At 66.9% G+C, this 26,407-nt stretch carries 24 protein-coding genes and 4 tRNA genes; 8 read left to right on the forward strand and 20 right to left on the reverse strand.

Annotated elements, in window-relative coordinates:
* Positions 1-33 precede the first annotated feature (33 nt).
* Together Q9K23_RS07465 and Q9K23_RS07470 are read left to right on the forward strand one after the other, a co-directional pair.
* Positions 34-507 carry a hypothetical protein gene (locus tag Q9K23_RS07465; RefSeq protein WP_020792532.1) on the forward strand — a complete coding sequence of 158 codons (474 nt, stop codon included), beginning with the start codon at positions 34-36 and terminating at the stop codon, positions 505-507.
* Complete coding sequence (locus tag Q9K23_RS07470) at positions 504-818, forward strand: transcriptional regulator (protein WP_053778230.1); 315 nt, start codon at positions 504-506, stop codon at positions 816-818. Before Q9K23_RS07465 ends, Q9K23_RS07470 begins: the two co-directional genes overlap by 4 nt.
* Positions 819-2,077: 1,259 nt before the next feature.
* Here the strand turns inward: Q9K23_RS07470 and Q9K23_RS07475 are convergent.
* Entirely contained in the window at positions 2,078-3,355 is a 1,278-nt protein-coding gene (locus Q9K23_RS07475; RefSeq protein ID WP_261977629.1) for an ISL3 family transposase, read from the reverse strand.
* Between the two features lie 115 nt (positions 3,356-3,470).
* Between Q9K23_RS07475 and Q9K23_RS07480 the strand changes: the two genes are divergently transcribed.
* Positions 3,471-5,198: an HNH endonuclease signature motif containing protein gene (locus Q9K23_RS07480; protein ID WP_305950452.1), complete on the forward strand. Its 1,728-nt coding sequence runs from the start codon at positions 3,471-3,473 to the stop codon at positions 5,196-5,198.
* A 34-nt stretch (positions 5,199-5,232) separates the two neighbouring features.
* Here Q9K23_RS07480 and Q9K23_RS07485 read toward each other — a convergent pair whose 3' ends face one another.
* Both Q9K23_RS07485 and Q9K23_RS07490 read right to left on the reverse strand, forming a co-directional pair.
* Positions 5,233-6,186 (reverse strand): L-lactate dehydrogenase, encoded by a 954-nt coding sequence (locus Q9K23_RS07485; RefSeq protein WP_020790762.1) that lies wholly within the window; start codon positions 6,184-6,186, stop codon positions 5,233-5,235.
* Positions 6,187-6,307: 121 nt separating this feature from the next.
* The gene (locus tag Q9K23_RS07490) at positions 6,308-7,714 is read right to left on the reverse strand and encodes a bifunctional adenosylcobinamide kinase/adenosylcobinamide-phosphate guanylyltransferase (protein WP_020790761.1); all 1,407 of its coding nucleotides are present in this window, start codon (positions 7,712-7,714) and stop codon (positions 6,308-6,310) included.
* 206 nt (positions 7,715-7,920) lie between these two features.
* Between Q9K23_RS07490 and mdo the strand changes: the two genes are divergently transcribed.
* From mdo to Q9K23_RS07505, 3 genes are all read left to right on the forward strand, one after another.
* On the forward strand, positions 7,921-9,192 hold the full coding sequence (gene mdo, locus Q9K23_RS07495) for an NDMA-dependent methanol dehydrogenase (protein ID WP_053778831.1): 1,272 nt from the start codon (positions 7,921-7,923) through the stop codon (positions 9,190-9,192).
* 184 nt (positions 9,193-9,376) lie between these two features.
* A complete protein-coding gene (locus Q9K23_RS07500; protein WP_053778832.1) occupies positions 9,377-10,492 on the forward strand; it encodes a MoxR family ATPase in 1,116 nt (371 codons plus the stop codon).
* A gap of 7 nt (positions 10,493-10,499) precedes the next feature.
* Positions 10,500-12,062 (forward strand): VWA domain-containing protein, encoded by a 1,563-nt coding sequence (locus tag Q9K23_RS07505; RefSeq protein WP_053778873.1) that lies wholly within the window; start codon positions 10,500-10,502, stop codon positions 12,060-12,062.
* 25 nt (positions 12,063-12,087) lie between these two features.
* On the opposite strand, the gene Q9K23_RS07510 is transcribed toward Q9K23_RS07505, so the two are convergent.
* From Q9K23_RS07510 to Q9K23_RS07555, 10 genes are all read right to left on the reverse strand, one after another.
* A complete protein-coding gene (locus tag Q9K23_RS07510) occupies positions 12,088-13,026 on the reverse strand; it encodes an alpha/beta hydrolase (protein ID WP_053778833.1) in 939 nt (312 codons plus the stop codon).
* A gap of 76 nt (positions 13,027-13,102) precedes the next feature.
* A complete protein-coding gene (locus Q9K23_RS07515; protein WP_305950453.1) occupies positions 13,103-13,927 on the reverse strand; it encodes an ABC transporter ATP-binding protein in 825 nt (274 codons plus the stop codon).
* A complete protein-coding gene (locus tag Q9K23_RS07520; RefSeq protein WP_305950454.1) occupies positions 13,927-14,949 on the reverse strand; it encodes an iron ABC transporter permease in 1,023 nt (340 codons plus the stop codon). The genes Q9K23_RS07515 and Q9K23_RS07520 overlap by 1 nt, the downstream gene beginning before the upstream one ends.
* Positions 14,946-15,815, reverse strand: coding sequence for an ABC transporter substrate-binding protein (locus Q9K23_RS07525; RefSeq protein ID WP_020792536.1), 870 nt, complete (start codon positions 15,813-15,815; stop codon positions 14,946-14,948). Before Q9K23_RS07525 ends, Q9K23_RS07520 begins: the two co-directional genes overlap by 4 nt.
* Positions 15,816-15,971: 156 nt before the next feature.
* Positions 15,972-16,688 (reverse strand): 50S ribosomal protein L1, encoded by a 717-nt coding sequence (gene rplA, locus Q9K23_RS07530; protein WP_020792535.1) that lies wholly within the window; start codon positions 16,686-16,688, stop codon positions 15,972-15,974.
* A 145-nt stretch (positions 16,689-16,833) separates the two neighbouring features.
* On the reverse strand, positions 16,834-17,265 hold the full coding sequence (gene rplK, locus Q9K23_RS07535; RefSeq protein ID WP_053778837.1) for a 50S ribosomal protein L11: 432 nt from the start codon (positions 17,263-17,265) through the stop codon (positions 16,834-16,836).
* A gap of 105 nt (positions 17,266-17,370) precedes the next feature.
* Complete coding sequence (nusG, locus tag Q9K23_RS07540) at positions 17,371-18,210, reverse strand: transcription termination/antitermination protein NusG (protein WP_305950455.1); 840 nt, start codon at positions 18,208-18,210, stop codon at positions 17,371-17,373.
* Between the two features lie 77 nt (positions 18,211-18,287).
* Positions 18,288-18,752 (reverse strand): preprotein translocase subunit SecE, encoded by a 465-nt coding sequence (gene secE / locus Q9K23_RS07545; RefSeq protein ID WP_020794517.1) that lies wholly within the window; start codon positions 18,750-18,752, stop codon positions 18,288-18,290.
* Positions 18,753-18,791: 39 nt separating this feature from the next.
* A tRNA-Trp gene (locus Q9K23_RS07550) sits at positions 18,792-18,864 on the reverse strand.
* A gap of 255 nt (positions 18,865-19,119) precedes the next feature.
* Complete coding sequence (locus tag Q9K23_RS07555; RefSeq protein ID WP_305950456.1) at positions 19,120-20,538, reverse strand: PLP-dependent aminotransferase family protein; 1,419 nt, start codon at positions 20,536-20,538, stop codon at positions 19,120-19,122.
* On the opposite strand from Q9K23_RS07555, the gene Q9K23_RS07560 reads away from it, so the two are divergent.
* Positions 20,537-21,520 (forward strand): DMT family transporter, encoded by a 984-nt coding sequence (locus Q9K23_RS07560; protein ID WP_261978133.1) that lies wholly within the window; start codon positions 20,537-20,539, stop codon positions 21,518-21,520. The genes Q9K23_RS07555 and Q9K23_RS07560 overlap by 2 nt on opposite strands.
* On the opposite strand, the gene Q9K23_RS07565 is transcribed toward Q9K23_RS07560, so the two are convergent.
* From Q9K23_RS07565 to Q9K23_RS07585, 5 genes are all read right to left on the reverse strand, one after another.
* Entirely contained in the window at positions 21,513-22,598 is a 1,086-nt protein-coding gene (locus Q9K23_RS07565; protein ID WP_053778840.1) for a fused (3R)-hydroxyacyl-ACP dehydratase subunits HadA/HadB, read from the reverse strand. The genes Q9K23_RS07560 and Q9K23_RS07565 overlap by 8 nt on opposite strands.
* A gap of 175 nt (positions 22,599-22,773) precedes the next feature.
* Complete coding sequence (gene rpmG, locus Q9K23_RS07570; RefSeq protein ID WP_003929651.1) at positions 22,774-22,941, reverse strand: 50S ribosomal protein L33; 168 nt, start codon at positions 22,939-22,941, stop codon at positions 22,774-22,776.
* A gap of 81 nt (positions 22,942-23,022) precedes the next feature.
* Positions 23,023-23,096: transfer RNA gene (locus Q9K23_RS07575), tRNA-Met, on the reverse strand.
* Between the two features lie 42 nt (positions 23,097-23,138).
* A tRNA-Thr gene (locus tag Q9K23_RS07580) sits at positions 23,139-23,211 on the reverse strand.
* Positions 23,212-23,348: 137 nt separating this feature from the next.
* Positions 23,349-23,429: transfer RNA gene (locus tag Q9K23_RS07585), tRNA-Tyr, on the reverse strand.
* Positions 23,430-23,564: 135 nt separating this feature from the next.
* Between Q9K23_RS07585 and Q9K23_RS07590 the strand changes: the two genes are divergently transcribed.
* A complete protein-coding gene (locus tag Q9K23_RS07590; protein WP_053778874.1) occupies positions 23,565-24,056 on the forward strand; it encodes a YajQ family cyclic di-GMP-binding protein in 492 nt (163 codons plus the stop codon).
* A gap of 201 nt (positions 24,057-24,257) precedes the next feature.
* Here the strand turns inward: Q9K23_RS07590 and htpX are convergent, their stop codons facing one another.
* Complete coding sequence (gene htpX, locus Q9K23_RS07595) at positions 24,258-25,133, reverse strand: zinc metalloprotease HtpX (protein ID WP_053778841.1); 876 nt, start codon at positions 25,131-25,133, stop codon at positions 24,258-24,260.
* A 109-nt stretch (positions 25,134-25,242) separates the two neighbouring features.
* Positions 25,243-26,259, reverse strand: coding sequence for a polyprenyl synthetase family protein (locus Q9K23_RS07600; RefSeq protein WP_053778842.1), 1,017 nt, complete (start codon positions 26,257-26,259; stop codon positions 25,243-25,245).
* Positions 26,260-26,407 lie beyond the last annotated feature (148 nt).

A 26,407-nucleotide genomic window follows, 5' to 3' on the forward strand; every position in this document is an offset into this window, starting at 1 on the left:
GAAAGTAATGATCCGAATCTACCGGAGGTCCCCATGTCCGACATCTCCCCTGATGAGGCCCGCGCCGCCCTCGGTGCCGTGGCCACCGCACACCAGCACGTCACCGACGAGATCGGACTCCCCCGCGGCTACTGGTGGGCGATGGCCGGCGGCTGGGTGGCGCTCGGCGCGATCGGGCAGTTCGCACCCTGGTGGGTCACCACCATCGCGACCGTGATCTTCGGCGCCGGACATGCCACAGTCGCATCCCGCCTGCTCGACGGCCGCCGGCGCACCACACGACTCCAGGTCTCCCGCGACACCGCCGACCGGCGCATCCCCCTGATCGTGATCGGCATCCTGGTGGCGGCCGTCGCGCTCACCATCGGCATCGCATTCGCCCTGCAGGCCGACGGCACCACGCACCCGAGCCTGTGGGCGGGGATCGTCGTCGCCGCGGTGATCGGCTTCGGTGGACCCGACATCCTGGCCGCCCTGCGACCCCGCACCCGGGTGCGTCGGGCATGACCGAACCGCGTTTCGACGAGCTCATCCATCCCAGCACCCGACTGTCGCTGATGGCCACCCTCGCCGCCGCCGACTGGGCCGATTTCGCCTATCTGAAAGACCGCCTCGCCCTGTCGGATTCGGCTCTGTCCAAACAACTCACCACCCTCGAGACGGCCGGCTACGTGACCACCGAACGTCCCACCACCGGCCGACGCCGCACCGTCCGTGCCCAACTCACCCCCGCCGGCCGGGATGCATTCGCCGGACATGTTGCGGCACTTCGCCAGATCGTCGGCGACACCCTCCCGGACGCGCCGGCCCCGACCTGACCGACATGCCGGGCAGAGACATTCGCCCCGCCGCCTGGGTCGACCACTCCGTCGCCGACCCGCCGAGTAGAACCCGTGTCGAAATCTCCGCAGCATGCGCCGGGTGGCGACCACCCCCGAGCCTCAACCACCCACTGGGCGTAACTGATTGAACCGGAGACCTCCATTTGATGATTGAGCCGGGACCGAGCCGAGCGAGGACCCGAGTCGAAATCTCCGCAGCGTGCACTGGGTGGTGACCACTGCTGAGGTGGTCACGTCCCAGAGTTCGGCCGTCTGAGGTTTCGACACGCCTCGTCGCTCCGCTCCTCATCGGCCCAACCACCCACTGACCATTGCCGATTGAGCCGGGACCGAGCGCAGCGAGGACCCGTGTCGAAATCTCCGCAGCATGCGCCGGGTAGCGACCACCTCTGAGGTGGTCACGTCGACGAGCCCGGCCGTCTGAGGTTTCGACACGCCTCGTCGCTACGCTCCTCATCGGCTCAACCACCCACTGGGCATTGGTGATTGAGCCGGGACCGAGCGCAGCGAGGACCCGAGTCGAAATCTCCGCAGCACACGCCGGGAGGCGACCACTGTCGAGACGGTCACGTCGACGAGCCCGGCCGTCTGAGGTTTCGACACGCCTCGTCGCTACGCTCCTCATCGGCTCAACCACCCACTAGGCATTGATGATTGAGCCGGGACCGAGCGCAGCGAGGACCCGAGTCGAAATCTCCGCAGCACACGCCGGGAGGCGACCACTGCCGAGACGGTCACGTCGACGAGCCCGGCCGTCTGAGGTTTCGACACGCCTCGTCGCTACGCTCCTCATCGGCTCAACCACCCACTAGGCATTGATGATTGAGCCGGGACCGAGCGCAGCGAGCACCCGAGTCGAAATCTCCGCAGCATGCGCTGGGTGGTGACCACCTCCGAGGTGGTCACGTCGACGAGCCCGGCCGTCTGAGGTTTCGACACGCCTCGTCGCTACGCTCCTCATCGGCTCAACCACCAACCGCTGCTTGCTGATTGCCTGATTGAGCCGGGCTCTTTTGCTGATTGAGCCGGGACCGAGCGCAGCGAGGACCCGAGTCGAAATCTCCGCAGGCCGCCTCGAGTGACGACCACATCCGACAACACAACCACCCACTGGGCGTAACCGATCGAGCAGAACCCAACTCGCAAAACTCCTGCAACACGCTCCGAAAACCCACCACCCCAAACCCATTGCGCACACCATCGAACACCTGTGGCTCTATTGATCTTTCTGTGGGTCAATTACGCTGCGGGAGAGTAGGACACGCACCTCCCCGCGTGAGTGTCGACATCGCGATAAGGGCTTCGGGTGTATGAAATCCGTATGCGCGTTTCGTGATTGCACGAAGGTGCGTGTTGGTGGCTTCCACCCGCGCGTTCGACACGTCACTCACGATCGAGTTGTAAATCTGAGTCTTCTGCGCCTCGACGCTGGTGGCGAGTCCGCGCATCTCGATGATCCCGCTCTCTCGAGCACAGATGATCCACCGCCCGATCGCCCGCCAGGGGTCGTTGTGCTTGCCGTGGAATACATACCGCAGTTGCTCTTTGAGTTGATAGGCGCGGGCCAACTCATCGTTTGCCCGAGAAACGACTTTGTGCTGCAGATGCAACTGGGTATCGGTCAGGTTCTCTGGATTCTTCAGCATCGCCCACCGCAGATTCCGTCGCTCAACTTTACTCAGGCCCGTGATCCGATGCATGACTCGTTGCCGGGTTCGGTCCAAAGCTTTTGTCGCCCACTGGACCACATGAAACGGGTCCATGCACCAGATAGCGTCTGGGGCGCGCTCGGCGACGACCACCGCTATGTATTTGGCGGCGTCAGCGCTGACATGGGTCAACTGCGCGGTGCGTTGCTCCCCGAGCTCATCGAAGAAGGTGTGCAGGGTCTCCTTCCTGGCCCCCTCTCGCGCCCATACCAGCCGGCCGGAGTCATGATCGACGATCACGGTCAGGTATCGGTGACCTTTGCGGTAGGCGATCTCATCAATACCGATGCGCCGCAGGTTATCCAGGCGGTCGATAGTTCCGACGTAGTCAGTGACGACGCGTTCGACGCTCCGGGTCACAGTCCGCCATGACACGCGGAGATACTCGCACACCGCCGTTGCCGGACAATGCGCGGTCAACCACGCGGCAGTGTCGTCGAACGCCCTGGTCACCTTGGCCCCAGGCCTGGCCCAGGGCACTTCTTCGGTGAGCACACCGTGTTCTGGACACCGTACTCGTCGTACCGAGGCTTGCAGATAGCAGCGCCAGCCACCGAGGTCGAGGTGGCGCCAACGTCGTGGCTGATTGCTCTGATCGTATCCAGGACAACGCTTATGACATCGAGGACATCGAGATCGCGTCTGGGCGTGAGCCCGGACCGTCACCACTACTCCCGACGTGCCGACATTGTCGACAAACTCCACATCGAGCACCGTCAGGTGCTCGACTCCCAGTAGCTTCTGCAGTACAGTGGTCGTGCGCAACGCCTTGCTCCTTCTGTTTAGTCTTCGCAAACCAAACATTATGGGAGACAGGGCGTTGCGTGCTTTAGGCGCACCGTTGGGTGCCCACAGAATCGTCAGTAGTGCCACACCTGTATCATAAAAGGATCTTCACGCGACAGGGGGGTGAGCGTCGATGACCAACGACATCGGTACAACCGATCCCCAATCCCGTGTGTCACAAGCAGTCGCCCTGATCACGCAAGGCTTGGACCTACTCGCCGCCGCCGACCTCACCACCAGTGACGCCGACACCCTGATCACCATCGCGAAAACCACCGAAAAATCGTTGAACCGGTTGACCTTCCAAAGCGACCGAGTGATCACCGAAATCAACCACCGAGACATCCACCGCGACCGCGGCTACCGCACCATCTTCGCATTCATGGACACCGAACTCCACGCCTCCAACTGCAAAGCCCGACTCGAACGGATGGACCGCGTCCAACCCGAACGCTCGTTGACCGGCGAACCCACCCAGGCCGAATACCCCGAACTCGCGAAAGTGTTCGCCTCCGGCGACGCCGGCACCACCCACATCGACATCGCCCTGTCCTGGTTGAAGAAAATCCCCCTCGCCGCCGCCTACGACGAGAAAGTTGCGGCGGAACGTACCCTCGCCCGACACGCCACCGAATTCGGGGCATCCGCACTCGGCACCTGCGGCTCCCGCATCATCGCCCACATCGACCCCGACGGCGAGTTGATCGAGAAGAAAGACCGCGACCGTCGACGCGGAATCACCCTCGGCAAACAAGGCGCCGACGGCATGTCCAAACTGACCGGCTACGTCGACCCCATCCTGCGCGCCCGCCTCGAAACACTCTTCGCCGCCTGGGGCAAACACGGCGTCAACAACCCCGACACACCAAACGGCCTGAACGGCGACAGCCGCACCGCCGAAATCGTCGACCCCAACGGATTGGACGCTGCCGCGGTCAAAGACATGCGCACCCAACCCCAACGCAACCACGATGCGGTCAACGCCCTGCTCACCGCCGTGCTCGCCGACGGGATGCTCGGCAAAACCAACATGGGTGTCCCGATCCAATTGATCGTCAAAACCGATGTGAACGATCTGATCCGCGAAGCCGGATACGCCATCACCGCGACCGGAACCCTCATCCCCATGTCAGACCTGGTGGATCTCGCCGCGGACGCCCAAATGTATCTCTCTGTGTTCAAAGACCACACCGCGATCCCCCTGTACTTCGGGCAAGCGAAACGGATAGCCACCAAACATCAACGGTTGATGTTGTTTTCCGCCCCCGACGGCCATCACTGCTCGGCACCCGGATGTGACCGGGCCGCCGCACACGTCGAAATCCATCACGCAGTCGACGACTTCGCCGACGGCGGGCGGACCGACATCATCGAGTTGGCACCGGCGTGTCCCACCCATCATCGGATGGTCGGTGATCAACCCGGCCAGTACACCACCGGGAAAATCAGGTCGGGTCCGGATGAGGGCCGCACCTGGTGGCAACGCAATGCGAAACCCGGCCAACCCCAGAACGAGAAGCAGGTCAACCGGCTCCCGGATGTCGGGCAACAGTATGTGGCACACCTGGCGCAAGTGCGTGCCGAAATCCACGGCACCGAAACCAACACCACCACCACCACCACCAGCAGTACCGGTCAGCCGGGCAAGGTGACTCTCGACAGCACCACCGACGACGGATTCGTCATGATCGACGACGATGCCCTGGTGATCAAGGTGTTCGACCCACCCATCCACATCGAACCGCCCATCGACATCACCCCGACAGACACACAGACGAGACTCCCCATCCGGGAAGTCATCACCCCCGTCGGGCCGATCGAAACCCGCCTGGTCGAGATCTTGGAAGGCCTCGGACTCTGAGCACTCGCGTGCCGATGCCGTCCGAAACCCGAACTCACAATCCGAAGCGCGCCTGCATCTCCCGCAGGGTTTGCGCCGACTTCATCAGCCCGGCCCGCTCGGCGTCGTCGACGCTCACATCGAGTCGGCGTGCGCAGCCGCTGCGGTCGACCAGCGACGGCAACGAGAGACACACATCGTCGAGCCCCTCGACACCGGTGGCCAGCGTCGAGACCGGCAGTACGCGGTGCTCGTTCTTGAGCACGGCCTCGACGATGCGGGTGGCCGCGAGGCCGATCGCATAGTTGGTGGCACCCTTGCCCTCGATGATCTTGTACGCGGCATTGACCACCTCGTGCGCAATCCGATCCCGCACCTCCTCGTCGAAGGCGCCGTGACCGGGCAGTGCATCCCAATCCGTCACCGGCACACCACCGATCGACGCCGAGCTCCACAGCGGGATCTCGGAATCACCGTGCTCACCCACGATGTATGCGTGCACGTTCTGCACGGCCACCCCGGCATGCTTGGCGATCAGGAACCGCAGGCGTGAACTGTCCAGGACGGTGCCCGAGCCGAACAGCTGATTGTTCGGCAGCCCACTGATCTTCAGGGCCGCACTGGTGACGATGTCCACCGGGTTGGTCACCATGATGAACACCGCATTCGGTGCCACCTCGACGGCCTTCGGCAGGATCGTGCGGGTCAGCCCGATGGTGGCCTCGGCCAGTTCGAGCCGCGACTGTCCCGGTTTCTGTTTGGCGCCTGCGGTGAACACCACGACATCGGAGTCGGCCACCACGTCCATCGTGTCGCCGCCGATGATGTCGGTGCGCGGCACGAATTCCAGGCCGTGCGACAGGTCGAGCACCTCCGCCTCGACCTTCTTGGTGTCGATGTCCATCAGCGCGATCGTGCGCGCCACCCCACGGATCAACGATGCGTATGCCACCGCCGTCCCGACCGCACCGGCCCCGATGATCGACAGTTTGGTCCCGTGGGCGTTCATCGCAACTCCTCGTTGATCAAGACTCTGAGATATATCAAGACTCTGGGTTTCGGCCGATCGACAGCGTTCCCTCCCGTCCTATCGCATCTGGTCGCGAACCGCCCGTCGGCCGCCGAGGTTGTCACCGAGGATTCACCCGCGGGTGTATGTCACCTCGGGGCGTATCCGGCGATTCGCCCCGCACCACGAGTGGCTGCCCGGCAACCATCAGCACCACCGAATCCGAGTCCTGTGCCACCGCGGCATTCAACCGCCCCAGCAGATCCCGGAACAATCTGCCCGACGCCGACCCTGGAACCACACCGCTGCCGACCTCGTTGGTCACCGCGACCACGGGAACCGCACAGTCCCGCCACGCCGACAACAACTCCTCGACGTCGGCCTCCACCGGCGTGATGTCACCACCCAACCACACCCCGTGCGCATCCAGTCGCGCGGTCAACCACGTTCCCAGACAATCGATCACGATCGGCGCCTCCGCCGTCCGCAGCACTCCGACGACATCGTGGGTCTCGATGGTCTCCCACCACGACGGCCGATCCGCCCGATGCCGGGCGATCCGCTCGGCCCATTCACCATCGTCGGCCCGCCCCGGATCATCGGTGGAGCCGCCTCCGGTCGCCACATAGGTGATCGCCGGCTGCGCACGCATCAGGTGTTCGGCATATCGCGACTTCCCCGACCGCGCTCCCCCGACAACGAGCGTCCGAGCCCCGCCCCGCCCACCTCCGACCATCACCACCTCCCCGTCGACGCCGGGCCGCGCACCCAGCACCGCCAACCGTTCCCGCAATTCGACGACACCGGGATTGTGGTGTCCCAGGTGCACGGCCACGATGTCCGACGATTCATCCACCGCCCCGACCGAACGCAACTCCCCGAGCACCTCGGCGAAACCCGCCAGCCCCAGATGTCCCGCCGACAACTCGCCCCGATCCCCGAACGTCTCCTCCAGGAACACCGCATCGAACCCCGCACCGTCCACGGCCGCATACCAGCCGGCCGGCCACACCCCGGTGTCCGTCGCCCACAGCATGCGCGTCCCGTCCGGGCCGGCCACGTCGTAGAGCACCGCATCACCCTCACGAAAGACGCTGTGCCGCGCCGGAAGTACCCGCACGTCGTACTCCCCCACACATATCCGGTCCCCGGCCGACACCGGGATGAACCGCACCGGGTCACCCGGCCCCACCCAGGGGCGGCCCATCTCGAGTGCATCGGCCGGGCCGTACACCTCGAGCGCATCGAGCCCGGCGACCCATGATCGGGTCAGCAGTGCCTGCGGTCCGAGATGATCGGAGTGTGCGTGCGTGATCAGCACATGACGCACGCCGGCCAGCGAATGCCCCTGACGTACCGCGGCGCCGGGTGCGTCCGGGCCGATGTCGAGCATCAGGACATCGTCGACGAGCGCCGCGGTCTGTCCGCGGATCTCACCGTGACGCACCGCGTCTGCGCAGGACTCGCAGCGACAGAACGGATTCGGCCAGCCATCGGCCGATCCGGTCCCGAGCAGCACCACCTTCACGGCGCCCCCTCTCGCACGTCGACCCGGCGTCATCCATCCGGCTCCCAGTGGTACCACAGTCCCTCGACCTGACGGTTCGGACAGGATGATCACTCACCATCGGGTCTGAACATATGTGTATATGTTCAGGTGTTCTTGTGTTGGGTATGACCCAGGCCACACCCTCGTAGGTGTACGCAGTTCGCCGAACCAAGGAGTTCACCCACATGGCCATTGAGCTGAACCAGATCTGGGACTTCCCGATCAAGGACTTCCATCCGTTCCCCAACGCCAAGATCGGTGTCGGTGCCCACGACATGCTGGGGGTGGAGGCCAAGAACCTCGGCATGACCCGGGTCCTGCTGATGACGACGGGTCTGCGCGGCTCCGGGATCATCGAGGAGCTGGTCGGCAAGATCGAGTACCAGGGTGTCGACGTGGTGCTCTACGACAAGGTGGAGTCCAACCCCAAGGACTACAACTGCATGGATGCCGCGGCGCTCTACCAGTCGGAGAAGTGCGACGGCATCATCTCCGTGGGCGGTGGCTCCAGCCACGACGCCGCCAAGGGTGCCCGCATGGTTATCGCCCACGACGGTCGCAACATCAACGAGTTCGAGGGCTTCTCCAAGGCCACCAACAAGGAGAACCCCAAGCACATCGCGGTGTCGACCACCGCGGGCACCGGCTCGGAGACCTCGTGGGCCTATGTCATCACCGACACCTCCGACATGAACCAGCCGCACAAGTGGGTGGCCTTCGACGACACCTGTCTGGTCGATCTCGCGATGGACGACCCGCTGCTCTACTACAGCTGCCCCGAGCACTTCACCGCGTTCTGCGGCTTCGACGTCCTCGCCCACGCCAGCGAGCCCTACGTGTCCCGGCTCGACTTCGCGCCGTCGCTCGGCAACGCCAAGTACTCGATCGAGCTGATCCGCGATCACCTGCGCACGGCGGTCTACGAGCCCCGCAACCTCGAGGCACGCACCGGCATGATGCACGCGCAATACATTGCCGCACAGGCTTTCAACTCGGGCGGTCTCGGCCTGATCCACTCGCTGTCACACGCTGTCAGCGCCTTCTACGACAGCCACCACGGGCTGAACAACGCGATCGCCCTGCCGCGGGTGTGGGAGTACAACCTGCCCAGCCGCTACGAGCGCTACGCCGACATCGCCGCCCTGCTGGGCATCGACACCTCACGGATGACCACCGTGCAGGCCGCCGACGCCGCGGTCGAGGAGGCCATCCGCCTGTCCAAGGACCTCGGTATCCCCGACAACTTCGGGCAGCTGAGCGTCAACAGCTACGACAAGAACCGGATGAACACCGGCAAGTACGAGGGCCGCGGCGAGACGATGGACACCTCCGACAAGCAGATCCGCGCCATCGCCGAGCACATGATGGGCGACTGGTGCACCCCCGGCAACCCGCGTGAATGCACCGTCGAATCGCTCGTCCCGATGGTCACCCACGCCATGACCGGGAGCTACTGATCGGCCCACGGGCCGGCCACCGGTAGCGCTCATCGAGACCGGGAGCCTGAGCAACTCCCGACAGCGGGTCGGTCCGGGCGAGGTCATATCGATCTGACCTCCTCGCCCGGGCCGATCCGCACCCCTGTCCCATCACCCTGTCCCCACCACTCTGTCCCCACCGCCTGACCTTCGCCGAGGAGCCATGCCCGAATCGCAGACCCTCCCCACTCCCCAACTCCTCCCGTCAACTCAGACCACCTTCGACACCGTCGACGATCTCACCGAGGCACTGCGCGGCCAGGGATATCTCATCGCCGACGATCTCGCCGTCGTGGTACATCTGGCGACGCTGCTCGACCGGCCGCTGCTGCTGGAGGGCCCGGCCGGCGTCGGCAAGACCGAGCTCGCGAAATCGCTTGCGGCAGCGTCGGGTCGGGATCTCATCCGGCTGCAGTGCTACGAGGGCCTCGACGAGTCGCGTGCTCTCTACGAGTGGGACTACGCCCGGCAACTGCTGCATGTGCAGATGCTGCGGGACCGGATCGGCTCCGAGCTGGCGGCCGAACCCAGCCTGTCCGCGGCGTCGGCGGCCCTGGCGCGCACCGATGTCGGGGTGTACACCGAGGACTTCCTCGTTCCCCGGCCGCTGCTGGCCGCGATCCGCTCGGCCACGCCGACGGTCCTGCTCGTCGACGAGATCGACCGCACCGACGAGTCGATGGAGGCGGTGATGCTCGAGGTGCTCGCCGAACGTCAGGTCACGGTCCCCGAGCTCGGTACCTTCACCGCACGCTCGGCCCCGTGGGTGGTGTTGACCTCCAACGACACCCGCGAACTGTCACCGGCACTCAAACGCCGCTGCCTGCACTTCCAGGTCGCCTATCCCGACGCCGATCAGGAACGCCGCATCGTGGGCGTACGCGCCCCGGAGGTCGAGGATTCGGTGATCGCCGAGGTCGTCGAGCTCGCCCGCCGCCTGCGCGACCTGCCGCTGCGCAAGAGCCCGTCCATCGCCGAGGTCATCGACGCCGCCCGCGCCGCATCGTTGCTCCGCGACCCCCTTCCCGACGACGACCGGTCCGGCGACACCCGACGACCGCTGTTGTCGCTGCTGGTGAAGTTCGGCACCGATCTCGACGTCGTCCGTCGCGAACTCGATTCCGACACAGCACCTTCCGGACGGCTACGGGAGGGTGCTCACGCTGCGCGGTCCGCCGCGACGCCGGGATCAGTCGGTGCCGATGGCGCCACCGCCACCGGATCGGTCACCGCCACCGCCTTCGGTGCCGGCCGTGCCCGCAGCAACGGCCGACGCTGATCCGCCCATGGTGACCATACGACGACCCGCCCCACACCGGTCCGCACCGCCTTCGGACTCCCCGCGGGATGTCACACTCGATGTGATCGCCACCGTCTTCGGCCAAACGCTGCGGCGCTGCGGGGTGGGCGTGTCACCGGCCGAGGTGATCGAGATCCGGCGGGTCCTGGCGATCGTCGGCGGATCGGACACCGAAGCCCTGTGCGCCGCTTTGCGGTCGGTCACGGTCAAATATGTCCACGAGAACCCCGGATTCGGTGTCGCCTTCGCCCTGGTGTTCCTCGGCGTCGACGCGACCGATGCCGAGACGCTGCCCCGGCCGCGCGGCGTCGCGGCCGACCTTCCCGACGACGTGGTGTGGGACGAGGACTTCACCGGCGCCGGACGCCGGATCGGTGCGGACGAACACACCGACGAGATCGGTGACCTGATGGCCTCCGACCCTGATGCGGGCGAGCGGCACGGTGAGAGCGCCCACCGCGAGGAGAACGACTTCACCGTCTCCGCGGGGGCCGAACAACTCGGCGTCGACGCCGACACCGAGTCCGTGGCCGGCGGTGTCACCTACACGATCGACGTCGACGAGGCCGACTCGTCGACCGTCGGCGAGCTCGTCGGCGCGGCCGCCCGCGTCCGCGGCATTCCGCTCGGCGTGGAGGGCGCCGCGGCGATCCTGGCCGCTCTCGACGCCTACGACGCCCGCAGTGCCTACGGCACCGACGGTGCGGAGGGGCTCGACGACAGGCAGCGCGCCGAACTGGAACGGGCTCTCACCGCATTCGTCGACGCACTCGCGGCACGGCTGACCCAGGCCGCACCGGTCATCGCCGACCATCCGGGGACCGCACACGCCACCGACCAGGCCGACATCGACCGGGCCTGCCATCGGCTCGTGCAACGGATGCGCGGGGCACCCCGCCGGATCACCCGCCGCACCGACCGCGGAATGCTCGACATGCGGCGCACGATGCGTGCGGCGATCCCCACCGACGGTGTGCCGCTGCAACTCTGGCGGCGGGCGCAGCGTCCCGGCCCGGTCCGGTTGCTCCTGCTGGTCGACGTGTCACTGTCGGTGCGGCCGGTGGCGGGGTTCCTGCTCCGTCTGGCGCAGACCCTGCACCGGTACGGTGACCGCTGCGAAGTGATCGCCTTTGTCGACACCCCCGTCCTGGTCACCGATGCACTGCGATCCGGGGTGACCGCCACGCCCGACGCCGCACTGACGTCGGTGCTGGCCGCCGACGGCCTCGACCTGGCCGCCACCAGTGACTACGGCACCATGCTGGTCGGTCTCCTCGACTCGCACGGAGACCTGATCGGTTCACGCACCTCGGTTCTCGTCGTCGGCGACGCCCGCAGCAACGGATTCGATCCACGCGTCGACCTGTTCGCCGCGCTGGCCCGCCGCGCCCATCGGGTCGCCTGGGTCACCCCGGAACCGTCGCGCTACTGGGGGCAGACCGGGTGTGCCCTCGCCGACTACGCCGAATTCTGCGACGGTGTGGTCAGCGCACGTGACGGCAGCGAACTGGTCGAGCGGGCCGACGAGCTGGGGTCGGCCCTGTCCTGAAAGGCCCTGTCCCGAACACCACCGGTCAGCCGGCGTCCACGCACCGGTCGGCAAACGCGATGATCTCCCCGGCCACGTCGTCGCGGATCTCCGGCTCGTTGTGCACCTCGTGCCGGAAGCCGCTGTAGACGCGGGTCCGTACGTCGGGATGGCCGGTCTCGATCAGCCGGTTGGCGACGTGGTAGGCACCCTCGCCGTAGTTCGTGACGGGATCGGCGTCGCCGGCGAGGATCAGCACCGGAAGATCGGCGCGGACGCTCGGATACCAGTCCTCGGCGTTCACCTCGTCGTAGAGGTCCACGAACCCCTGCAGGAACTGCACCGACATCGGTGCGCCGAAGTTGTTCAGCGGGTCGATCGCGTGATCGGCGACGACCTCGGGATCGCGGGCCACCCATGCGGTCGGCCCCGCGCCGGGCCCGTACCGGGAGATGAAGCCGTCGAACACCGAGACCACATAGGTCTCGCCGGCGGGCGCTTCCGGATCGGGTTCGGCGGCAAGGGCTTCGCGGTCGAGGACATGTTCGATGCCACCGATTCCGGCGGCGATACCGCACAGGATCAGCCCGGCCACCGGCTCGCTGTCGCCGCCGACCAGCCCACGCGCGATCATCGACCCCCACGAATGGCCGAAGACGATGTACGGCAGTTCCGGATGCAACTCGCGGACGGCGTCGCGCAGGGTACGTTCGTCGTCGACCACGACCCGGTCGGCACCGTGACCGGCGTCGGCCCACACCCCTGAGGTCATCGCCGTCTTGCCGTGCCCGGCATGGTCGTCGGCGGCCACCACGAATCCGGCGTCGAGCAGTTCGGTGATCAAGCGAAGGTAGCGCCGGGAGTGCTCGCCCAGACCGTGCACGAGCTGGATGATCCCGCGGGCGGGACGCACCGGCTCGTAGATCCAGCCGTAGATGGTGTCCCGTCCGTTGCTCGACGTGAACTCGACTTCCCTCAGTGCCATGTTTCCTCCGGATCCGCGATCAGGTGACGTCGCAACGCTAACAGTGACCTCTGACACATACCCGTGTCCTGACCGATCAGCTCCCGGAACCCCGCGACCGCAACGGCAGCACCGCCGGTCCGTCCGCGCGGTGCAGGATCTCCACGCGTGCGCCGTAGACGGCGTCGATGCGTTCCTCGGTGAGTACCTCCGACGGCTTTCCGTCGGCGACGATCCGGCCGTGTTCCAGCAACACCAGTCGCTCGCCGTAGTGGGCGGCCGAGGTCAGGTCGTGCATGGCGGCCAGCACGGTGAGGTCGGCCTCGACGCGCAGCGAGTCGACCAGGTCGAGCACCTGCTGCTGGTGGCCGATGTCGAGGGCGCTGGTCGGTTCGTCGAGCAGCAGCACCTGCGGCTGCTGGGTCAGGGCCCGGGCGAGCACCACCCGCTGCAGTTCGCCGCCGGAGAGCGCTGTCGCCTGACGCGATGCGAGCTCCTCCAGGTCGAGCCGGGCGATGATGTCGTCGATCACGTCACGGTCGTGGCGGGTCTCGGCCCCGAACCGCGGGATGTGCGGGGTGCGCCCCAATGCGATCAGCTCACGCACAGTGGTCCCCTCGGGCACCACCGGCCGCTGCGGCATCAGCGCCACCGCCCGCGCGATCGCCCGGCGCCGGCTGCTGCCCGGTCTCACCCCGGCCAGCTCGATCTCCCCGGTGGCCTGCACCAGCCCGGCCAATGCGTGCAGCAGCGTCGTCTTGCCCGAGCCGTTGGGTCCGACCAGCGACACCCAGGTCCCCTGCGCGATCTCCAGGTCGATCTCGTGCAGCACCGTCACCGCGCCACGCGCCACCGACAGCCCGCGACACCGCACACCGCTCCCGGTGCCCGCGTCGACACCCATCCCGTGACCGTCGCCCATCAGCTCATCCCCCGCCCGGTCCGGCGCAGCACGACGAGGAAGAACGGCGCCCCGATCGCGGCGGTCACCACACCGATCGGCAACTCCGCGGGCGCCATCGCCGTCCGGGCCACCACATCGGCGAGCACCAGGAACGCCGCACCCACCACCATCGACAACGGCAGCAACAGCCGATGCCCCGGCCCCACCAGAATCCGCACGGCATGCGGGATCACGATGCCCACGAATCCGATCAGTCCGCTCACCGAGACCACCGCGGCCGTCCCCAGGGTGGCCACGCACACCAGCCCCAGCCGCACCCGCTCCGGCCGGATACCCAGGCTCGACGCCTCGATGTCGCCGACCGCCATCACGTCCAGGATCCGCGCCGACGCCACGATGATCACCACGCACACCGCCACATACGGCAGCACCGTCACGACGTCGTTCCAGCCGTCGGTGGCCAGCCGCCCGAGCATCCAGTTGTACACCTGCCGCAGGGTGTCGTCGTGCTGCTGCATCAGGAAGGTCTGGATGGCATTGGCGAACGCCGCGACCGCCACGCCGGCGAGGATGATCACCACCTCCGACCGCACCCCACCGACCGATCTGCCCAGCGCATAGGTCGCGGCCACCGCGACCAGCCCGCCGACGAACGCCGCCACCGGCAGCCCGACCGATCCGATCACCCCGCCGGCGACGATCGCCACGGTCGCCCCGAGCCCGGCACCGCTGGACACGCCCAGCAGATAGGGGTCGGCGAGCGGATTGCGGAACACCCCCTGATAGGCGGCGCCGGCGACGGCCAGCATCATCCCGACGAGCACCGCGAGTGCCACCCGTGGCATCCGCACCTCCCACAGGATGATGTGCTGCCTGCCGGACAACCCGGATTCCACATCCATCAGCGGCAGACCGTCGAGCAGATCGAGGAGCACCCCCTTGGCCGACAATCCCGCCGGTCCCACCATCACCGCCAGCAGACAGGAGCCGAACAGGACGACCACCGCCCCGATCAGGACGACGACGTGGCGACGGGTCACTGCTGGGTGTCGATGCCCGCGACGAACTGGGCGACCGACCGCATGAAGTCGACGATCCGCGGACCCCACCGGCTGGCGATGTCGGCGTCGAGGACGTAGATGTCGTGATCGACCACCGCACGCAGGTCACCCCAGCCCGGGCGGGCGGCGACCTTCTCCGGCGTCACCCCACAGCACTGGGCGTCGGCCAGGAAGATCACCTGCGGGTCCTGCTCGATGATGTACTCCGCCGACAGCTGCGGATACCCGTTCTGTCCCTTGGCGATCGACGTCAACCCGAGCATCCGGTAGATCTGCCCGATGTAGGTGTCGTCGGTGACGGTGTAGAAGGTGTCGTCGAGCTCGTGATAGTAGGTCAGCGGCACCTCACGCTCGGGTACGCTGCGCACGATCTCCTCGATCTGCGTGCGCATCGACGACACCACCTCGCCGGCCTTCTGCTCGTGTCCGGTGACCGTACCGACCTTCTCGATCTGGGTGTACGTGTCGTCGAGTGTCTTGGCCGCGGGGAGTTCGAGTACCTGCACACCCACGCCCTTCAACCCGGCCACGACGTCGTTGTTGTCGTCGGAGAGGACCACCAGGTCGGGGTCGTATCCGAGGATCGCCTCGACGTTGGGGGTGTACCCCGACAACGAGGTGCGCGGTGCGTTCGTCGGATAGTCCGACTGGTCGTCGACGGCGACCACCTGGTCGCCGGCGCCCACCGCGTAGAGCATCTCGGTGGCGGTCGGACTCAGCGACACGATCCGCGCGATATCCGACGCCGCCGCACTGCTCGTCGACGTCCCCGACCCCGAGTCGGAGTTGCCACAGCCGGCGACCAACACCACCAGCGACACGAGCAACGCCACGAGTACGGGCACGCCACGAACCCAACGCTTGAGCACTACCGACCTCCAAGGATCTCCATCGCCGCACCGGTCGTCGTCGATCATGCGTGGGCGAATAGTCCGATCATGCACGAAGGGCCCGACACCGTGTGGTGTCGGGCCCTTCGCGGGTCTCACATCTTACGACGCTCAGGCCTGAGCGGCCTCGGTGAAGTTCCGGGTCACCGACGGGTCGACCGGGATACCCGGACCGGTGGTGGTGGAGACGGTCACCTTCTTGACGTACCGGCCCTTGGCCGCAGACGGCTTCGCACGCATGATCTCGTCGAACGCCGCACCGTAGTTCTCGGCCAGCTGCTCGGCACCGAACGATGCCTTGCCGATGACGAAGTGCAGGTTGGCTGCCTTGTCGACGCGGAAGTTGATCTTGCCGCCCTTGATCTCGTTGACGGCCTTGGTCACGTCGGTGGTGACGGTGCCGGTCTTCGGGTTCGGCATCAGACCACGCGGGCCCAGCACGCGGGCGATACGACCGACCTTGGCCATCTGGTCCGGGGTGGCGATCGCTGCGTCGAACTCGAGCCAGCCGCCCTGGATCTTCTCGATCAGGTCCTCGGCGCCGACCTCGTCGGCACCGGCGGCGGTGGCCTCGGCGGCCTTGTCGCCGGCGGCGAACACGATCACGCGGGCGGTCTTACCCGTGCCGTGCGGCAGGTTGACGGTGCCTCGAACCATCTGGTCTGCCTTACGGGGGTCGACGCCCAGCCGGATCGCGACCTCGACGGTGGCGTCGGTCTTCTTCGACGACGTTTCCTTGGCCAGCTCAGCAGCCTCCAGCGGGCTGTAGAGCTTGGTCTTGTCGACCTTTTCGGCCGCGGCCTGGTAGGCCTTGCTCTTCTTGCTCATCGCTCTGTTCCTTCTCCGCCGTGATCACCACAGCGGGTTGGTGGTGCGGACCGAGCCGGCCCTCCCACACTGAAAAATGTTTGGATCAAACCTCGTGTGCTCGCGAGTTCGCGAACTCACTCGGTGTGCTTGCGAGGTCGCAAGCTCACTCGACCGTGATACCCATCGACCGAGCAGTACCGGCGATGATCTTCGCGGCCTGGTCGATGTCGTTGGCATTGAGGTCTTCGGCCTTGGTCTTGGCGATCTCGCGGACCTGGTCCATCGAGACCTTGCCGACCTTCTTGACGTGCGGCTCGCCGGAGCCCTTCTGCAGACCTGCGGCCTTGAGCAGCAGCTTCGCGGCCGGCGGGGTCTTCAGCTTGAAGTCGAACGAGCGGTCTTCGTACACGAAGATCTCGACCGGCACGACGTTGCCACGCTGCGACTCGGTCGCCGCGTTGTACGCCTTGCAGAACTCCATGATGTTCACGCCGTGCTGACCGAGCGCCGGACCCACGGGCGGAGCCGGGTTGGCCTGGCCTGCCTGGATCTGGAGCTTGATGATCCCGGCGAGCTTCTTCTTCTTGGGAGGCATCTGTGTTCCTTGGTTGTTTCCTTGCTGATCCACGTCCGCTGGAGGCGTGGAAGTCTGGTGATCCCTCGGTCACGCAGTGGCCCGGGACCTCTTGTCAGGCGCCGATCAGATCTTCTCGACCTGATTGAATCCGAGCTCGACCGGGGTCTCGCGACCGAAGATCGAGACGAGCACCTTGACCTTGCGCTGTTCGGCGTTGACCTCGCTGATCGACGCGGGCAGGGTGGCGAACGGACCGTCCATGACGGTGACCGACTCGCCGACCTCGAAGTCCACCTCGATGGTGGCGCTGACGGCGGCGGCTGCGGCCTCGACACTCTCGCCGACCGATGCGGCCTTGGTGGGCTTCTTGGCCTCGGTGCGCGGCATCAGGAACTGCATCACCTCGTTGAGGCTCAGCGGCGACGGCTTGCTGGTCATCCCGACGAATCCGGTCACACCCGGGGTGTTGCGCACCGCGCCCCACGACTCGTCGTTGAGGTCCATGCGCACCAGGATGTAGCCGGGCAGCACCTTGCGGTTGACCTTCTTGGGCTGGCCGTTCTTGATCTCGGTGACCTCTTCGGTCGGGACCTCGACCTGGAAGATGTAGTCGCCGACGTCCAGGTTCTGGACGCGGGTCTCGAGGTTGGCCTTGACCTTGTTCTCGTAGCCGGCGTAGCTGTGCACGACGTACCACTCGCCGGGAGCGCGACGCAACTGCTTGCGCAGCTCCTCGACCGGATCCTCCTCGACGGGCTCGGCCGGGGCCTCGGCCTCGACGGCTTCCTCGTCGGAATCGTCCTCGTCGGAATCGTCCTCGGCGGCGTCAGCAGCCTCGATGTCGTCGTCGGCGTCGTCGGCGAAGGCCTCGACGTCCGAGTCCTCGGTCTCGTCGACGGTTGCGGAGATCGCCTCGTCCACGACGGCCTCGTCGGCCGATTCGATGTTGTCCGGGGTGCTCACGCTGCCCACGCTCCTCTTTCTCACAGTTCCGGTCGACGTCGTCTACGCCCGACCGGACGACTCACCGCGATGAGTCGCTAGCCGAACAGCCAGAGGACGCCCTTGGCGAAAGCGATGTCGATGCCGAAGATGAAGGCGGTCACGGCGATCACGAACACCAGCACGACCACCGTGTAGGTGATCATCTCGCGCCGCGTGGGCCAGATGACCTTCTTCAGTTCGGCGACGACCTGCTGCAGGAACAGCCAGATCCGAACGAACGGATTCCGACTCTCCTCCGGCGAGGCCTTCTTCTTGCGTTCCTTGACGGCTACCGCGGTCCCGCCTTCGGAAGCGGCGTCGTCATCGGCGGTGTCGGAGGCAGACGCTGCCGAGCGGCGTCCCCGTCCCGAACGCTTGCCGGACGGCCGGAGTTCTGCGGACTCCGTGCCCTCGGCCGCGTCGGCGGCGGTGTCGTCGGAGACCTCGAGCTCGTCGGCGGCCGAAGCCGTGACGTCCTGTCCGGCGTCTTTGGCGCGGGCAGCTCGGTCTCGCTTGCTCACCTTCGAGGTTCCTCTCGTCAACGTGTGCCCTCTCCAGGGCAGGGGCGACAGGACTTGAACCTGCAACCTGCGGTTTTGGAGACCGCTGCTCTGCCAGTTGAGCTACGCCCCTTTGCGGTCACCTGCCCGGTGCGGGATCACTCCCGTCCGGCCGTGCGACCACCTGTCCCGATCCACCCTACGGAACCGTCCACGACCTTACGGCCGAGTGCGGTCCTCTGACAAAACCAACGCGCCACCCTTGGGGTAGCGCGCAAGTCAAGATCAATCGAGACACTTCAGTGTAGAACACCTTCCCCACGGAACCCAAAACGCCCCGGCTCGCGACGTCCCGCTGCTGGTCATGCCCCCGTCGGCACGTCCCGGCTCACACCGGATCGACCGCCGCGGCCAGGATCGCGACCGCCTCGTCGTAGCGTTCGGGCCCCGCCGCGGCGAAGTTCAGCCGGATGAACGGACCGGTCGGTTCGGTCGGGAACCACTCCGGACCGGGCGAGATCGCCACGCCGAGGGCCAGGGCCCGCGCGGCCACCAGACCCGGGTCGGTCGGGGTGCCGTCCGCGGTGTGCGCCGGCAGTGCCGCCCACAGGTTCAGCCCGCCACGGGGCACCGCAGGCACCTCGATCATGGGCGCCCCCACCGCCAGCGCCGACACCAGCGCATCACGCCGCCCCTGCAGCGCCCGGGCCAGACGGTGCAGGTGAGAGCGCCAGGCGGGACGGGCCACGACGTCGAGGGCCACCGCCTGCAGTACCGGCGAGACGTACAGATCCGAGACGGTCAGCGCGGTGCCGATCCGTGCGCGGGCCGGGCCACGGGCGAGCACCCCGGCCACCCGCACGGTCGGCGACAGACTCTTGGTGAGCGACCGGATGTAGATCACATGCCCGTCGGTGTCATCACACACCAGCGGGCGGGGTGTGATGTCCATCGCGAAGTCGTGCGCCCAGTCGTCCTCCACCAGGAATGTGCGATGTGCCCGCACCACGTCGAGTATTGCCTCGCGCTGCGCCGCGGTCCAGACGTCGCCGGTGGGATTGGCGAAGTTCGGCTGTACATAGGCCAGGCGTGCGCCCGACGACGCGAACGCGGCATCGAGATCGGCCGCCGACGGCGCCCCACCGGTCCGCGGTACCGGCACGATCACCAGCCCCGCCTGCCGGGCCGCGGCGATCGCACCCCAGTACGTCGGCGACTCCATGACGATCGCCTCGCCGGGACGCGCGAGCGCGCCGAACGTCGCCACCAGCGCCGCCTGCCCGCCGGAGGTGATCAGCGCATCGGAGTCGCGCCAGTCGTCGGCGTCGAGGTCGTCGACAAACCAGCGCCGCAGATCCGGCAGCCCCGCGGTGGGCGGCCGGGCGAACGCTTCGGGACGGCCTCCGCCGCGTGTCAGTCTCGTGAAAGCGCTTGCGATCTCCCGCATCGGCAGCAGGGTGGTGTCGGGGTAGCCGCCGTGCAGCGCGATGGTGTCGTGCGGGACCGAGCGCATCGTCGAACCCACCGCCGACGGCCCGCTGCGTGCAGGCCCGAGTGCCGCCGTCTGCCACGAGAGATCACCGGACACCGTGGCGCGTGGCGCCCGCCGAACGTATGTACCTGCACCCGAGCGTGTTTCGACGACCCCCTCGGCCACGAGGCGCGCCAGCGCACGCTGCACCGTCACCGGTCCCGCGCCGAACCTCGCCGCGAGTTCACGCGTCGACGGCAACTTCGCGCCGGGGCCGCGTTCGGCAGCCACCGAACGCAGATGACTCGCGATGCGCACACTGCTATCGTCTGACATGGATCAACATAGTAGCGCTATCGGGATGGCGGGCCCGGTGATACCGCCGGGGCCGACACGTCCACGGTCGTCATCCACCCCCACCGCATCGCCGGGTCCCCGACTGTCGTCCGGGATCGGGTGGGGCCTGGTCGGTGTCGTGGCGTTCTCGTTCACCGTGCCGTTCACCGCGATCGCCGTCCGGCACGACGGCGGCACCGGTCTCACCCCGGTCCAGCTCGCCGCCGGCCGCGCCGTGATCGCCGCCCTGCTCGCCGTCGCCGTCCTCGTGGCGTGCCGCGTGCGCCCGCCCACGCGACGACAGATCATCCGGCTGCTCCCGGTGTCCTTCGGCGTGGTGGCGGGTTTCCCGCTGCTCACGTCCATGGCCCTGCCACAGGTGCCCGCCGGACATGCGGCGGTCGTGATCGGGGTGCTGCCCGCCGCGACGGCGGTCGTGGCGGTACTGCTCACCGGCGAACGGCCCAGCCCGCGGTTCTGGGTGGGGGCGACGGCCGGGGTGCTCGTCACCGTCGTCTTCACCGTGCTCGCCCACGGGTCGGTCACCGGTGGAGGTCTCGCCGACCTCTACCTCGCGGGTGCGGTGGTCGCCGCGGCGATCGGTTACGCCCAGGGCGGGCGGATGTCGCGCGAGCTGGGTTCGTGGCAGACGATCTGCTGGGCGCTCGTGCTCGCCGCCCCGGTGATGGCGGTGGTCGCCGGTGCCGACGTCGTCGCCCATCCACCGCAGGCCACCACCGGCCAGTGGGCGGCCTTCGGCTACCTCGCGGCGGTCAGCATGTTCCTCGGGTTCTTCGCCTGGTATCGCGGCCTGGCGATCGGCCCGATCACCACCGTGTCGCAGACCCAACTGGTGCAGCCGGTGCTCAGCGTCGGCTGGTCGGTGGTGCTGCTCGGCGAGACGCCGACCCCGGCGCTGGTCATCGGCGGTCTGGCGGTGATCGCCTGCGCGGCGTTCACCGTCCGCAGCCGGATCAGTTGAACTGCACGTGCGCCAGCGCGCGACCGAAGATCTTGCGGTCGCCCTGCTTGGCGACGATCGCGATCACGCCGCGACGGGTCTCGGGATCCAGCGACTTGATCTTGCCGGTGAAGTCGACGTTCGCGTAGGTGTCCGGGTAGACGTACACCGGGCTGGTGAAGCGCACGTTGTACTCGAAGATCGCGGCCGGATCACCGACGAAGCGGGTGATGAACGACGCACCCAGACCCATCGTCTGCATGCCGTGGGCGACGACGGTCTCCATCCCGATCACCTTGGCCACCTCGTCGGAGAAGTGGATCGGGTTGGGATCGCCGGCCACGCCCGCATAGTTCACCAGGTTGCCGCGGGTGAGCGTCTTGGTGAGCGGCGGCAGCTCCTGGCCGACCTCGAGGTCGTCGAAGGAGATCGCGCTGTACGCCTTGGGCTCCACCACCGGGTCGGGCTGGTGGTACCGGTCGAACGGTCCGTGGACGGTCTTGGGCAGGACCGGCTCGCGGTCGACGTTCATCATCACGTGCTCGAGCTCGTCGACGACCTCCGGATCGACCTCGACGGCCGGTCGGGCGACCAGCGACGTCCAGGTGGTCATCACCGGTTCGTCGTGCTGGTTCCAGATGACGTTCTTGGTCACCATCACGTCGGTGCCGGCCATCTGCCGGAAGGAGTCGAGCGAGACGTCACAGATGAGCCGATCGCCGACGGTGATCGGCTTGTGGAACACCAGCCGCTGATCGGTCTGCATGATCTGCCACAGGTCGTAGCCGGTGACGATGTCCTCGAAGAGACGACGCTGCGCGATGATGCCGAGCACCGACACGAAGGTCGGGGCGGCGATCAGGCCGGGATGCCCCATCGCCTTGGCGGCTTCCTCGTCCCAGTGCACCGGATGGTCGTCCTGCACCGCGCGCGCATGCTTGCGCACCTCTTCCCGGCCGACCTCGTAGTAGTCGTCGACGGTGTAGTTGTAGCCCACCATCTCCTTGGTGTGCTCGGCGATCTCCTCCGGGGTGAGCTTCACGCCGTTCTTGAGTGCCGCGATCCGTTCCTGGATCTCGGCGTCGGTGATCTGCGACATGCTGGGCTCCTTACCTGCGTCACTCCGGCCGGGCTGCGGCCGTGTCGGTCGTCGAGGGCTGGTCCGCGCCGGTGAGGCCACCCTGCCACCCACTACTGGGCGAAAACACGTACGGACCGCCTCGTGGAGGCGGTCCGTACGTGTTGTCTCTGTGTCGGAAACGCCGACGCTGAGGTCAGCGCGATTCCTTGTGCGCCTGGTGCTTGCCACAGTTCGGGCAGAACTTCTTGATCTCGAGGCGATCGGGATCGTTACGACGGTTCTTCTTGGTGATGTAGTTGCGGTGCTTGCACACCTCACAGGCCAAGGTGATCTTGGGCCGCACATCGGTTGAGGAAGCCACTGTGTCCTTCTTTCACGGGTTTGCTGTTTGTCTCGCTCGCGCTCCCGTGTTCACCGAGCCGCCGCGGGCGCTGCAGTTGTGTAGCGGTGGAGGGACTCGATCCCTCGACCTCACGATTATGAGTCGTGCGCTCTAACCAGCTGAGCTACACCGCCATGGCGGCTTGAAAAACCCGAACCGGGTATCCAAGTCCAGCGAGCCCCCTGACGGAATCGAACCGTCGACCTTTTCCTTACCATGGAAACGCTCTGCCGACTGAGCTAAGGGGGCGTTTCTCGGTGTGGCGCATCTGGCTGATGCTTTCCGGCCCGAGAGCCTTTTCGAGGTTACACACTCGGCCGTCTGAGCTCCAAATCGCCTGTTCGGGGCGATTTCGGGGCTCGTTGCGGACGACGAGAACCACGTCGTGGCAGGTATAGGATTCGAACCTATGTAGCTTGCGCGACGGATTTACAATCCGCTCCCTTTGGCCGCTCGGGCAACCTGCCGTGTCGATCCTCCGGGGCTCGCGAGCTCCGTTCGATCAACGCCTGAGAACAATACAACGACCCCCGCCCAGGAATGCAAACCAGCTGGTCAGAAGGGTCGTCGCGGGGCAACCGAACGCGGCTATGCTGTCGGACATGGCTGATTCATCGTTCGACGTCGTGAGCAAGGTCGACCGTCAGGAAGTCGACAACGCCCTCAACCAGGCCGCCAAGGAACTGTCCCAGCGCTATGACTTCCGTGGCACCAACACCGACATCGCGTGGTCCGGCGAGGAGGTGATCATCATCACCTCCGACGCCGAGGAGCGTGTCCTCGCGGGCCTCGAGGTGTTCAAGGAGAAGCTGATCCGCCGCGACATCTCGCTCAAGGCGTTCGACGCCGGCGAGCCGGTCGGCTCCGGTAAGCAGTTCAAGATCTCCGGCAGCCTCGTGCAGGGCATCGACTCCGAGCACGCCAAGAAGATCTCCAAGAAGATCCGCGACGAGGGCCCCAAGGGCGTCAAGGCGCAGATCCAGGGCGAGGAGCTGCGGGTGTCGAGCAAGAAGCGCGACGACCTGCAGGCCGTCATCGCACTGCTCAAGGGCGAGGACTTCGGGATCGCCCTGCAGTTCGTCAACTACCGCTAGACCCCAACCGCCGCCCGGCCGTGGCCCCTGATTCCCGGGCCACACCGGCTCCTCGGGCCACACCGACCACAGCGCCCACTCGACGACTCGGGTGGGCGCTGTTGCGTACCCAGCCGTCGACCGGGCGCCCGAACTCGTTCAGTGGGCACCCCATCCCGTTGACCGGGCACCCCATGCCGTTCACCGGGCGCCCGAACTCGTTCAGTGGGCGCTGCCGCCCGTCCCGCGCCGGGCCATCTCGTGCAGCCGGCGGATGCGGTCCTCGGTCGGCGGGTGGGTGGAGAACATCTTCGCCATCCGATCGCCGGCCCGGAACGGGCTCTCGATCATCGCGTGCTGCTGGGCGGCGATGTCGGGTTGCGGCGGCAGCGGCGCGGCCTGGATGCCGCCGGAGATCTTCGCCAGCGCCGACGCCAGGGCGAGGGGGTCACCGGTGAGCTCGGCGCCGGACTCGTCGGCCTGGTACTCACGCGACCGCGAGACGGCCATCTTCACCACCGTCGCCGCGATCGGCCCGAGGAAGCTGATCAGGATCAGCACGAGAGGGTTGGGCCCGTTGCCGCGGTTGCCGCCGAAGGCCCCGAAGAACATCGCGAAGTTGGCCAGGCCGCTGATCACCGCGGCCATCGCACCGGCGATCGAGGAGATCAGGATGTCGCGGTTGTACACGTGCGAGAGTTCGTGGCCGAGCACCGCACGCAGTTCCCGCTCGTCGAGCAGGCGGAGGATACCGGCCGTGCAGCACACCGCCGCATTCTTCGGGTTACGGCCGGTGGCAAAGGCATTCGGCGATTCGGTGGGACTGATGTAGAGCGCGGGCATCGGCTGGCGCGCCGACGTCGCCAGCTCACGGACGATCCGGTACAGCACCGGCGCCTCGACCTCGGTGACCGGTTGCGCGTGCATCGCCTTCAACGACATCTTGGCGCTGTTGAAATACACGTAGCCGTTCACCGCGATCGCGAGGATCACCGATCCCCACAGGATGGTGGGGTTGCGGAAGGCTGCGCCGATCCCGACGATGATCGCCGACATCAACCCCAGCAGGGCCGCCGTTTTCAGTCCGTTGAAGTGCATCAATCCCTCGTTCGATCTCCTGGCGCGCCAAACGCCATCCAGTGTCTCAAACGATCCGGGGTCCGGTTTGGTTTCCCTACCCCCGCCATGTGCACGTCTGCGTCCCGCTCTACCCGATCCGGTCCACGGTGTAGGTGACCAGCGACCGCATCGCCTGATTGGCCGGAATGTCGGGCAACTGGGCGAGTTCGGCACGCGCCTGCGCGGCCAGCTCGTCCATCTTGGCGTGGGCCGCGGCCATCCCCGGCGAGGCGTTCAGCAGCGTCAGCGCCTCGGCCACCTCGTCGTCGTCGGTCAGCGGTCGTGGCGCCCCGGAGTCGGTGAGCAGCAGCGCCCGCAGCCGGTCGGCGTCGGCGCCCTGCTCGCGCACCGCGTACAACACCGGCAGGGTGTGCACGCCCTCCCGCAGGTCGGTCCCCGGAGTCTTACCGGAATCGCCTGTGGCAGAACTGATGTCGATGATGTCGTCGGACACCTGGAAGGCCGTGCCGACCAGGTCGCCGATCCGCGAGAGCCGGTCGGTGTCGGTCGCCGACGCACCCGAGGCCATCGCACCGAATCGGGCGGCGGCCGCGATCAGCGAGCCGGTCTTCTCCCACACCACCTTCAGGTAGTGGTCGATCGGGTCGACGCCCTCCCCCGCACCCACGGTCTCGCGCATCTGCCCGGTGACCAGTTCGGCGAAGGTCTCGGCGATGATCCGCACCGCCTCGGGCCCCAGCGTCGACACCAGCCGCGAGGCGCGGGCGAACAGGAAGTCGCCGGCGAGGATCGCGATCGAGTTGGTCCAGCGCGCATTCGCGCTCTGTGCGCCACGTCGCATGGGCGCCTCGTCCATCACGTCGTCGTGATACAGCGTGGCCAGGTGGATCATCTCGACGACGGTGGCCGAGGTGATCACGTCGTCGCTGCCGGCCTGGGGCCCGAACTGGGCGGCCAGGATCGCGAACATGGGCCGGAACCGTTTGCCGCCGGCCTTGGCCAGGTGCGTGGCCGCCTCGGTCATCACGTCGTCGCCCGACGCCAGCTCGGTCAGCAGCAGGTCCTCGACCCGCGCCAGTGACGATCGAACCGTCTCGGCGAACTCGTCGGTCACGAGGTCTACCCCGGTGAATGTCGACTTCACGTGTTGCGCCGCTCCCCTCGAGAACGTGGACAGCCCTGCCCGTGACGCCGGTGTCGGCGCGCCGAGCCTGGGCACTTCTGCAAGCAGCCTATCCGTTGCCCCTCCCACCGCCCGATCGACGTGGGCCACCCGCGCGCCGACATACTTG

Source organism: Gordonia sp. NB41Y, from assembly GCF_030718915.1.
In the GTDB taxonomy this organism is placed as follows: domain Bacteria; phylum Actinomycetota; class Actinomycetes; order Mycobacteriales; family Mycobacteriaceae; genus Gordonia; species Gordonia desulfuricans.

Excerpts from the sequence above, each read along its gene's own strand:
- Q9K23_RS07515 (WP_305950453.1), bottom strand. The coding sequence starts at position 13,927 with ATGGGCGACGGTCACGGGATGGGTGTCGACGCGGGCACCGGGAGCGGT.
- Q9K23_RS07510 (WP_053778833.1), bottom strand. The coding sequence starts at position 13,026 with ATGGCACTGAGGGAAGTCGAGTTCACGTCGAGCAACGGACGGGACACC.
- Q9K23_RS07485 (WP_020790762.1), bottom strand. The coding sequence starts at position 6,186 with ATGAACGCCCACGGGACCAAACTGTCGATCATCGGGGCCGGTGCGGTC.
- Q9K23_RS07500 (WP_053778832.1), top strand. The coding sequence starts at position 9,377 with ATGCCCGAATCGCAGACCCTCCCCACTCCCCAACTCCTCCCGTCAACT.
- Q9K23_RS07480 (WP_305950452.1), top strand. The coding sequence starts at position 3,471 with ATGACCAACGACATCGGTACAACCGATCCCCAATCCCGTGTGTCACAA.
- Q9K23_RS07565 (WP_053778840.1), bottom strand. The coding sequence starts at position 22,598 with ATGTCGCAGATCACCGACGCCGAGATCCAGGAACGGATCGCGGCACTC.
- Q9K23_RS07555 (WP_305950456.1), bottom strand. The coding sequence starts at position 20,538 with ATGTCAGACGATAGCAGTGTGCGCATCGCGAGTCATCTGCGTTCGGTG.
- Q9K23_RS07465 (WP_020792532.1), top strand. The coding sequence starts at position 34 with ATGTCCGACATCTCCCCTGATGAGGCCCGCGCCGCCCTCGGTGCCGTG.
- htpX (WP_053778841.1), bottom strand. The coding sequence starts at position 25,133 with ATGCACTTCAACGGACTGAAAACGGCGGCCCTGCTGGGGTTGATGTCG.
- rplK (WP_053778837.1), bottom strand. The coding sequence starts at position 17,265 with ATGCCTCCCAAGAAGAAGAAGCTCGCCGGGATCATCAAGCTCCAGATC.
- Q9K23_RS07475 (WP_261977629.1), bottom strand. The coding sequence starts at position 3,355 with ATGTTTGGTTTGCGAAGACTAAACAGAAGGAGCAAGGCGTTGCGCACG.
- Q9K23_RS07590 (WP_053778874.1), top strand. The coding sequence starts at position 23,565 with ATGGCTGATTCATCGTTCGACGTCGTGAGCAAGGTCGACCGTCAGGAA.
- Q9K23_RS07470 (WP_053778230.1), top strand. The coding sequence starts at position 504 with ATGACCGAACCGCGTTTCGACGAGCTCATCCATCCCAGCACCCGACTG.
- mdo (WP_053778831.1), top strand. The coding sequence starts at position 7,921 with ATGGCCATTGAGCTGAACCAGATCTGGGACTTCCCGATCAAGGACTTC.
- Q9K23_RS07505 (WP_053778873.1), top strand. The coding sequence starts at position 10,500 with ATGGTGACCATACGACGACCCGCCCCACACCGGTCCGCACCGCCTTCG.
- rplA (WP_020792535.1), bottom strand. The coding sequence starts at position 16,688 with ATGAGCAAGAAGAGCAAGGCCTACCAGGCCGCGGCCGAAAAGGTCGAC.
- Q9K23_RS07560 (WP_261978133.1), top strand. The coding sequence starts at position 20,537 with ATGGATCAACATAGTAGCGCTATCGGGATGGCGGGCCCGGTGATACCG.